The organism is Phormidium sp. CCY1219 (genome assembly GCF_035615515.1).
Classification (GTDB): Bacteria; Cyanobacteriota; Cyanobacteriia; order Cyanobacteriales; family Laspinemataceae; genus CCY1219.
On the sequence record NZ_JAJENT010000775.1, the window covers coordinates 1 to 9,454 of the forward strand.

8 protein-coding genes and 1 pseudogene are annotated in these 9,454 nt (G+C 50.1%); 7 read left to right on the plus strand and 2 right to left on the minus strand.

Annotated features, from left to right (window positions below; all coding sequences use genetic code 11):
* Positions 1 to 246 (plus strand): annotated as a pseudogene (locus LKK83_RS23350) (hypothetical protein); the annotation flags it as partial.
* Between the two features lie 266 nt (positions 247 to 512).
* Positions 513 to 1,724, plus strand: a complete 1,212-nt coding sequence (locus tag LKK83_RS23355; protein WP_324633791.1) for an HhoA/HhoB/HtrA family serine endopeptidase — start codon at positions 513 to 515, stop codon at positions 1,722 to 1,724.
* A gap of 146 nt (positions 1,725 to 1,870) precedes the next feature.
* Here LKK83_RS23355 and LKK83_RS23360 read toward each other — a convergent pair whose 3' ends face one another.
* Positions 1,871 to 2,674, minus strand: a complete 804-nt coding sequence (locus LKK83_RS23360; RefSeq protein WP_324633792.1) for a C39 family peptidase — start codon at positions 2,672 to 2,674, stop codon at positions 1,871 to 1,873.
* Between the two features lie 259 nt (positions 2,675 to 2,933).
* On the opposite strand from LKK83_RS23360, the gene LKK83_RS23365 reads away from it, so the two are divergent.
* The 3 genes from LKK83_RS23365 to LKK83_RS23375 all read left to right on the plus strand — a co-directional run bounded on the left by LKK83_RS23365 (position 2,934) and on the right by LKK83_RS23375 (position 5,547).
* Positions 2,934 to 3,578, plus strand: a complete 645-nt coding sequence (locus LKK83_RS23365; protein ID WP_324633793.1) for a histidine phosphatase family protein — start codon at positions 2,934 to 2,936, stop codon at positions 3,576 to 3,578.
* Positions 3,579 to 3,636: 58 nt separating this feature from the next.
* Complete coding sequence (locus LKK83_RS23370; protein WP_324633794.1) at positions 3,637 to 4,653, plus strand: glucokinase; 1,017 nt, start codon at positions 3,637 to 3,639, stop codon at positions 4,651 to 4,653.
* A gap of 126 nt (positions 4,654 to 4,779) precedes the next feature.
* Positions 4,780 to 5,547 (plus strand): YebC/PmpR family DNA-binding transcriptional regulator, encoded by a 768-nt coding sequence (locus tag LKK83_RS23375; protein WP_324633795.1) that lies wholly within the window; start codon positions 4,780 to 4,782, stop codon positions 5,545 to 5,547.
* Between the two features lie 181 nt (positions 5,548 to 5,728).
* On the opposite strand, the gene LKK83_RS23380 is transcribed toward LKK83_RS23375, so the two are convergent.
* Complete coding sequence (locus tag LKK83_RS23380) at positions 5,729 to 5,965, minus strand: hypothetical protein (protein WP_324633796.1); 237 nt, start codon at positions 5,963 to 5,965, stop codon at positions 5,729 to 5,731.
* A gap of 184 nt (positions 5,966 to 6,149) precedes the next feature.
* On the opposite strand from LKK83_RS23380, the gene LKK83_RS23385 reads away from it, so the two are divergent.
* Positions 6,150 to 7,412, plus strand: coding sequence for an AAA-like domain-containing protein (locus tag LKK83_RS23385; RefSeq protein ID WP_324633797.1), 1,263 nt, complete (start codon positions 6,150 to 6,152; stop codon positions 7,410 to 7,412).
* 231 nt (positions 7,413 to 7,643) lie between these two features.
* Positions 7,644 to 9,454: AAA-like domain-containing protein (locus LKK83_RS23390; protein ID WP_324633798.1), on the plus strand; the 1,811-nt coding region annotated here is incomplete at its 3' end.

Sequence of the window (9,454 nt, forward strand, 5' to 3'; positions counted from 1 at the left end):
GGAGACAGAGCGTTAATTATGAGATTAGCACCCCTTTACCAACAAGAACAAGAAAAAGCCTTTCAGCAAGGAGAACGGCAAGGAGAACGGCGGGTTATCGAAGGCATTCTCCGAAGTCGATTCGGTTCTATCGATGAAGAACTCTCAACTATTATTGAGTTAGTTCTGGAGTTACCTCCAGAGGAATTTGCTCCATTATTGTGGCAATTGGAACGAGAGGAACTGTTACAGCGGTTTAATTCATAATCGGATAGGCGATTGTTGCCATTTAGGAGCGATCGCCACATTTTTGCCAGTACGGTTTGCCGAACCTAATTGAGGAGGATAATCTCCCCATGTCCGTGCATCCTAATCGCCTCGTCTCGTTTTAAGCTGAAATTATCGGGGTCTCTGGCGACTTGCCGGATGCTCTGCGAGTGTTTTCTCTATCCAGAGGAAACCGGAGGAAAGCCAGAGGAACCGAATCCCTTAATTCTTGTCAACCGATCGCGCAAAAAACAAGGTAAAAAACGATGCGGTTTTCCAAAATTTTCTCTTCTGGATTCAAAATCAGCACCTATTTGTTAACCCTGATTTTGGGTGCAGCGATCGCCTGGGGCACCCTGCGCGTTTTTTCTTCCCCTTCTGTCGCTACAGCCATCCAACCCCCTCCACCCGTTACCACCACAGAGGCGATCGCCCAAGCGCCAATTTCGCCCAACAGTTTTGTTTCCGCCGCTGTGGATCGCGTCGGATCTGCAGTGGTGCGCCTCGATACCGAACGCACCATTACTCGTCGCCTTGACCCCTTCTTTAACGACCCATTTTTCGAGCGCTTTTTTGGACCGGAATTTTTTCAACAAATCCCCCAAGAAGAACGCCAGCGGGGTCAAGGATCCGGCTTCATTATCGATCGCAGTGGCTTGATTTTAACCAATGCTCATGTGGTCAGTCAAGCCGATCGCGTCACGGTAACATTAAAAGACGGACGGACCTTTGACGGAGAAGTGCGCGGTAGCGATGCACTCACGGATTTAGCCGTGGTCAAAATCAATCCCACTGGCGAACAATTGCCCGTTGCCCTGTTAGGAGATTCCGCCAAAGTTCGGGTCGGAGATTGGGCGATCGCCCTGGGCAATCCCCTCGGACTCGATAACACCGTCACCTTGGGTATTATCAGCACCTTAGATCGCTCTTCCGCCGAAGCCGGTATCCCGGACAAACGCATCGATTTCCTGCAAACTGACGCCGCTATTAATCCCGGAAATTCCGGCGGTCCGCTATTAAATGCCACCGGCGAAGTGATTGGCATCAACACCGCCATTCGTGCCGATGGTAGAGGCATTGGTTTCGCGATTCCAATTAATAAAGCCAAAGCCTTAAAAGATACTTTAGCCGCAGGCAAAAAAGTTCCGCATCCCTATGTGGGCATTCAAATGGTGGGCTTAACACCCGAACTGGCCAAACAAAATAACGAAGACCCCAATTCCCCCTTCTTACTGCCAGAAATTGAGGGAATTTTAGTGGTGCGCGTCTTGCCCAATACCCCCGCCGAAGCAGCCGGAATGCGGCGCGGAGATGTCATCCTGGAAGTGGAAGGGCAACCCATGACCCGTCCCGATCGCTTGCAAGAAATTGTGGATAAAAGCGGCATCGGTACGGCACTTGACTTCAAAATTCAGCGCGGCGATCGCGTGGTAAACTTAACCGTGCGAACCGCTCAACTAGAGGAACAATTATCGTAAAATAACCATCGTTCTCCATTGTCCGGGCGGGGAAAGAGAGAATTGCCTTTCCCGTTTAATAATTGTAAGGACAGGGCGTTGCCCTGTCCTTACAATTAGTGGAGATTATGAGAGTTAATCGCGGTATATTTTACCGCAAAATTCGCCTATTTGGAGATAAAATGAACCCAAAAATCTCCATCACCCATGCAGGTTTCTTGAATCATGCGGTAAGAATAGCTCAAGCCTGCACCGGAGGCGGAAGTATCGTATCCATGCGGCCAATATTCGCCATAGGGGTCGTTGACGAGAAAGCCGTAAGAATTGTAACCCACCACGGAAACAATATGGCCGTAACTGGTAAAATAGCCGTGAATCACCGCCGGGTTGCCTTGCACCAACCACTCTTTCACCTCATTAATCGAGGCATTGGTTTTAAACCGATCGCGGGCACCATAAGCTTCCACCGCTTGGGCGAGGTGAGTGGCTTCGTGACGGTCTAAACCCCGGGCAACCAACCAATCTTGCAGCTCATCTTCCAGTTGTTGAGAAGCGTTATTTCCCCGAATGCCGAAATAAGCCAAACACATGGCAATGCTGGTCGTATTGCAACTGCCATAGGGATGTAGGCGATTATCCAATTGCGACTTATAAGGAACGGCGAGTTTGATGCGATCGGGAAAAGTAATTTCGCTATTTTTCATCACCACTGCATGTTTATAATAAACATACCAGGTATTGAGACCGCGATATTCGCGATCGCGGAATGCTACCTTAACGTGGTCGCCCTCTGGAGTAAAAGAGTGCAATTGTAAAATCGTCCCCCCGGGAAGGGGTTGTTTTTCAGACTCGGAGAGTTGAGAAGATTGCACCGGTTTTTGCTTGAGAACCGTATCGCGAAGGAGTTTCAGTTCCATCCCGTAGATTCCGGGGGTGGTGGAGCGAGTCGAATGAGTTTGTGCTACTGTCATAATGAGTAAAATGAAATAGAGATAGATGGCTACGGGCCGCGCCTGAGTCAAGGGTAAAATCGCTCAGGCGGTTGCCCATTTTCTCCCGGGTTGTGGCGTTCTGCGATAGATGGAGGCGGGGAGTGTAATCCCGGACACATGAAGAAAAATGCGCCAATCAAGCCGCTTGCCCAGTATAGTGAGGGAATAGCCTGCGTGGGGACAATTCATCCGTTGTTTCCACAGGTATCAGTTGCTCGTAAAAAAATGGACTCATCCCATGTCTGAAACGGTTTGGATTGCAAGACACGCCAATCGACTTGACTTTGTAAAACCAGAGTGGTTTAATACAGCAGAACGCCCTTACGACCCTCCCTTATCGGAAGATGGGTTCGTGCAAGCGCAAGAACTCGGAGAACGCCTTAAGGGAGAAGGCATAACTCATATATTCACCTCTCCTTTCTTGCGAACCGTACAAACTGCAAATGAAGTGGCAGAAATTCTCGATTTACCCTTAAAATTGGAATGGGGGTTATGTGAATGGCTGAATGCCGAGTGGATGCCCGAGATGCCGGAAACCCAAGCGCCGGAAGTCTTAGCGCAACAGTATCCGCGCATTGACCTGAGTTACAGCTCTCGGGTGGTGCCCCAGTATCCAGAAACCGATGAGGGATGCGTGCAGCGCGCTGGGGAAACCGCGCGACGCCTTGCGGATGAGTTTTCCGGAGACATCCTGCTGGTGGGGCATGGGGCTTCGGTGATTGGAGCCACCATCGGATTGGTGGTGGAAGCGGCGCAAGAAGAGATGAGTGCGGCGTTGTGCTGCTTGTACAAGGTGGTTCGGGAAAAAGACCAATGGGCGATCGCCATCCACCACGATCGCTCCCACTTGACCCAAACCGAAACCGAAATTCGCTTCGTTTGAGGATATAAAATCGGGGAGGAGCGAGTACCAGCAGCAATTAGAGTAAAAAGCAAAAAACATGACAGTGTTATTGGTTGGGGATATTGGGGGCACCAAGACCCTCCTGCGCTTGGTGGAAATGCCCAATAGCAACGATACAACCGCGAATCTGCAGCAGGAAAACCGCTACGAAGCGATTTATCCGAGTCAAGATTATGCCGACTTGGTGCCGATCGTGCGGCAGTTTTTTGCCGCCGCGAGTCAGGAGTTGGGGGAAACCCCCACACCGAGGGGCGCTTGTTTCGCGATCGCCGGTCCGGTGGTGGGCAATACCTCTACCCTCAGCAACCTGAATTGGGAACTCACCAGCGAACGTCTGGAACAAGAATTGGGAATTCCCCAGGTGACGTTGATTAACGATTTTGCAGCGGTGGGGTATGGGGTGCTGGGATTATCCCCCAGTGACTTGCATACCTTGCAAGCGGGGGAACCCCAGTCTGCTGCACCGATCGCCGTGTTGGGTGCGGGAACTGGGTTGGGAGAAGCGTTTTTAATTCGCCATTTGGAAGATTATTTTGTGTATCCCACCGAAGGGGGTCATGCGGATTTCGCCCCCCGCACTCCCCTGGAATACGAGTTCATGCAGCACTTGCAGCGCCGCCTCGGGTTGCAGCGCATTTCTGTGGAACGAGTGGTGTCGGGGATGGGAATTCAGCCGATTTACCAGTTTTTGAGCGATCGCGCCACCGCCGCCGGAAGTACCGTGGGGGCGGCGGATATGGATCCAGCCGCTATTTCTCAAGCGGCGATCGACAAAACCGACCCCCTGTGCGAGCAAACTATGCAACTTTTTGTAGAAGCATATGGTGCGGAAGCGGGAAATTTCGCCCTCAAACTCCTCCCCTACGGGGGACTATATCTGGCGGGGGGAATTGCCGCAAAAATTCTCCCGTTGATAGAGCGCGAAAATCGGTTTCTCAATGCGTTTGAATACAAAGGTCGCATGTCCCCGTTGCTCCAACGAGTGCCGGTGTATGTGGTGCTTAATCCCCAAGTGGGATTGATTGGCGCTGCCATTTGTGCGGCGCGATTGTAGGCCGATTTTGCGAGAACTGGAACTCGCGCCAAAACCCTGCCGTGGGTGCATTGCCTACGGCGCGGTAACATTAGGTTTTATCCTATTAAATGAAGTGGTAACGAAAGAAAAAGGAAGCGTGTAACTATGGCAGGACACAGTAAATGGGCCAATATAAAACGGCAAAAAGCTAGAGTGGATGCGGTGAAAGGCAAAACTTTCACCAAGATTTCCCGTGAGATTATCGTAGCCGCACGTAGCGGTCTTCCGGACCCGGAGGCGAATTTTCAGTTACGCACGGCGGTGGATAAGGCAAAAGCAGCAGGGATTCCTAACGATAATATCCAACGGGCGATCGCTAAAGGTGCTGGTACTTGGGATTCCGGTAGCGACTACGAGGCAATTCGCTATGAGGGCTACGGTCCCGGGGGCGTGGCGGTTCTCATCGAAGCTCTCACCGATAACCGCAATCGCACCGCCGCAGATTTGCGAGCTGCCTTTAGCAAAAATGGCGGCAATTTAGGGGAAACCGGCTGCGTGAGCTGGATGTTCGAGCAAAAAGGCGTGGTGACGCTCAAAAGTGAGGTAGATGAGGATGAATTGCTGGAAGCTTCCATAGAAGGCGGTGCCGAGTTTTATGAAGCTACCGAAATCGACGAAGATGTGCCGGGGTATGAAGTGTTTACCGAAGTGACGAATTTAGAACATCTCAACCAAACGTTAAAAGAACGGGGGTACGAGATTGTGAGGGCGGAACTGCGCTGGATTGCGAATAATAATGTAGAAGTGACCGACCCGGAACAAGCGCGATCGCTCCTCAAAATGATGGATGCCTTGGATGATCTGGATGACGTGCAAAATGTAACCGCCAATTTTGATATGGCGGACAATTTGGTGGAAATGAGCCTGGTATAATCGGCTCGTTCCTACACTGCTGGGGGTGGTCAACTCCCAGCGTATCTAGAGTTTGGGGGAATTTTAGGAAAAAGAACGTCGCACGCGATCGCTCCGATAACATGAATCGAGAGACGGGAAATGCCGCCTCTGGGTACCACTCGCACGGGGATGTGGTAAGCACAACATCCCCGCCTGTGGATTAGCGCTTCTTCATCACCCATAACACCACGAAATGGACGACAAGCACGATCCAGACTTCTAGCCGAATGCTGTAGACGAGTTCGGGGGAGTGCGGTGGTGCTGGAACTGCGTTCACCTCCTGCATGGGATATAATACAGGCATCTGCGGATCGAGGGAAATTGCTGTATCCAGGTCTTCCATCGCCCGGATTAAGGTTTGAATCTTGATAGTTTGGGAGCGTTGTTCGTCGTTCATGGAGTTGCCTCAGAATGTCTACAATTCCATGAAAGCAGGTCCCTGTATGCGTTTGCGTCGGCGTACAAGCGGCTGGTTTATGGCTTTATGTCGGACTTTAGCGGGATGTCTGAGTTTTGTCGGAGATGCCCCCAAGCGGGAGAAAATGCATTATAATCTGAGCAAGTTTACCGACTGAGGAGTTATGTCAACACGTTCCCTCCGCGTTCACCCGGATTACATTGAAATCGTCAGAAACGCTCTCCCGCGCAATTGCTTTCCCACTCAGAAACATTTGGCGGAAGAGTTAGGCTACCATCGTACTACTATCAGCAAGTTCTTGAATGGCAAACCTGTAGATAATCTCTATTTTGAGGAAATCTGTCGCCGATTGGAGTTAGATTTGCGCGAAATCGCAGATTTCGAGAATGCCAGGGATAATACGTCTCGTGTAGAGGATATAGCAGATTCATTTTCGGATGAAACCGAATCAGATTTTTCCAGCTATATGGAACGCCCTCCCATTGAAGAGCGATGTTTTCAAATGCTTTCACAGCCCGGTTCCCTGCTTCGTATCAAAACCCCAAAGCAGATGGGGAAAACCTCTCTAATGATGAGAATGATTTCCGATGCCAAAAACAACGGCTATAAAACCGTCTTTCTGAATCTATTGCTAGCAGATAGAAGCATTTTGCAAGACCTCGATCGCTTTCTGCGCTGGTTTTGCGTTGTCGTGAGTCGCCAACTTCAGCTATCTTCCGATCTGGCAGAATATTGGGACGAAGAGTTATCGAGTAACTATAACTGTAACTCGTATTTTGAAGAGTATTTATTGACTCAAATTAATGCTCCGATTGTCCTGGCTTTAGATGAAGTCGATCGCATTTTTCCTCATGGGGAGATTGCGGAAGACTTTTTTAGCTTGTTGAGAGCTTGGCATGAGTCTGCCAAACACTATGAAAAATGGCGAAAAATACGGTTAATAATATCCTACTCTACGGAAGTTTATATTACTTTGGAAATCAATAGGTCGCCATTCAATGTGGGAGAGAAAATCGAGTTGCCAGAGTTTAACGCTTTACAAGTGCAAGAATTCGCACGGCAGCAAGGAGTAGAATGGAATAGTGATGAAATTGAAAGAATTATGAATACGATCGGCGGAAATCCTTCTCTGCTACAAATGGCAATCTCTCGCCTAAAGCGGCAGGAAATGACTTTCGAGCGACTTTTGCAAACGGCGGCCACAGAAGCAGGGATTTACGGCGATCGCTTGCGGATTCATTTAGGCAACCTACAACAAAATCCCGACTTAGCAGAAGCAATGAAGCAGATAACTTCCCATCGGTCTGTGCGATTAGATCCAAACGTGGCCAATCAGTTACACCGATTGGGGTTGGTTAAATTAGAAGGAAATGAGTGGCGAGTGGCTTGCGAGTTATATCGTCAGTATTTTGCCGATCGCCTTTAATAATGTTCCCACTGGCGGATTATGTATTTTCGGTTAACTCCAGCTAGCCCTTGCTGGTGAAGTAAAGGAGACCTGCAATCAACCACTATTCCTTCAATAATACCAATTAAAAAAACAACGATCGTGTTGGATCCCCCCACCCCCCCTTGAAAAGGGGGGCTAAAGAGATCCATCCCGATCGCGGTTATAGAAAAACGGTATAACACAGACTCGCAAAGGAAGCCGTAGAACATGGAACCGACTACAACCAACACATATAAAGTTGGCGGAAGTTTGCCTGCAGATGCTCTAACTTATGTGGTGCGACAGGCAGATACAGAACTCTATGAAGGCTTGAAAGCCGGAAATTTTTGCTACGTTCTCAACTCGCGGCAAATGGGTAAATCGAGTTTGCTCGTGAGAACCATGCAAAGGCTACAAAAGGAAGGATTGACCTGTGCCTCTATCGATCTGACTAAAATTGGGAATAAGAACGTGACTGCTGCTGGGTGGTATAAGGGAATTTTTTATGAGTTAGTCAATGGATTGGGATTTTCTCAAAAAATTAATAAACGAACTTGGTGGAAAGAGTTAGAGGACATTTCCTTTTCTCAACGGCTATCTTATTTTTTTGAAGAGGTGGTGTTTGCTCAACCGGACGAGGGGCAAAAATTTATTGTTTTGGTGGATGAAATTGACAGCGCTAATTCCTTAAGCTTTGAAGTGGAAGATTTTTTTGCGGTCATTCGATATTGGTTTAATCAGCGATCGCAAAATCCCGCTTACCAGCGCCTGACCTTTGCCTTATTTGGCGTCGCAACCCCGTCTGATTTGATTCGCGACAAAACCCGAACCCCATTTAATATCGGTCAGCCCATCGAATTGCGTGGATTTACCTTCGCGGAAGCGCAACCGTTAATCCCGGGATTGGCGGAAAAGATGGAAAATCCGGCGCAAGTGTTGCGGGAAATTTTACACTGGACGGCGGGACAACCCTTTCTGACGCAAAAGCTTTGTCAGTTGGCGGTGAGGGCGGATGATACTCCCCAGGGTAGCGAAACAGACTGGATCGCCGAACTGGTGCGGACGAAAATACTGGAAAACTGGGAAGCGCAGGACGATCCGGAGCATTTAAAAACTATCCGCGATCGCCTTTTGCGACGGGAAGAGCGCGCCGGCAGGTTGTTGGGACTGTATCAGCACATCTTGCAATCCGATACCAATGGCATCAGAGCCGATCGCAGTGACGACCAAATGGAACTACGCCTCTGCGGTTTGGTGGTCAACCGCCAGGGACAATTGCAGGTGTATAACCGAATTTACCAACGGGTCTTCGATCTCCCCTGGGTGCAACGGGAACTGGCCAACCTGCGCCCCTACGGCGAAGCCATTACCGCCTGGTTAAAGTCCCACCGCCAGGATACCTCCCGACTGCTGCGCGGTCAAGCCTTGAACGAGGCATTGGACTGGAAAGCCGGAAAAAGTGTCAGCCCGGAGGATGAAGACTTTATCTCCGCCAGTCTGCAGTGGAATTTAGACGCAGAACGGCAAGCCAAGGAACTCTTAGCCCAAGCGAAAGCGAAATTAGAGGAAGCGAACGCAGAATCAGACCGCCTGCTGAGAGAAGCCAAGCAAGGCACCAAACTGGAACGAACCGCAGTCCGGGTGTTGCGACAGTTCGACGCGGGGATGCCACAAATTGACTTATTAATCGAAGCCATGCAGATCGGCCAACAGTTGCAAACCTTGGTGCGGGACAATCGCCCCCTGAAAGACTATCCCGCCACCAGCCCCATGCTCGCCTTGCAGCAAATTCTCGCCCGCATCCAAGAGCGCAACCGCTTAGAAGGGCATTCCGACTGGGTAACGAGCGTCAGTTTTAGCCCAGACGGCAAAACCCTGGCCACCGCCTCAGATGACTGCACCGCCCGGGTGTGGGATTTATCGGGCAACGAATTAGCCCGCTTAGAAGGGCATTCCCGCTCTGTATTGAGCGTCAGTTTTAGCCCAGACGGCAAAACCCTGGCCACCGCCTCAGGTGACCGCACCGCCCGGGTGTGGGA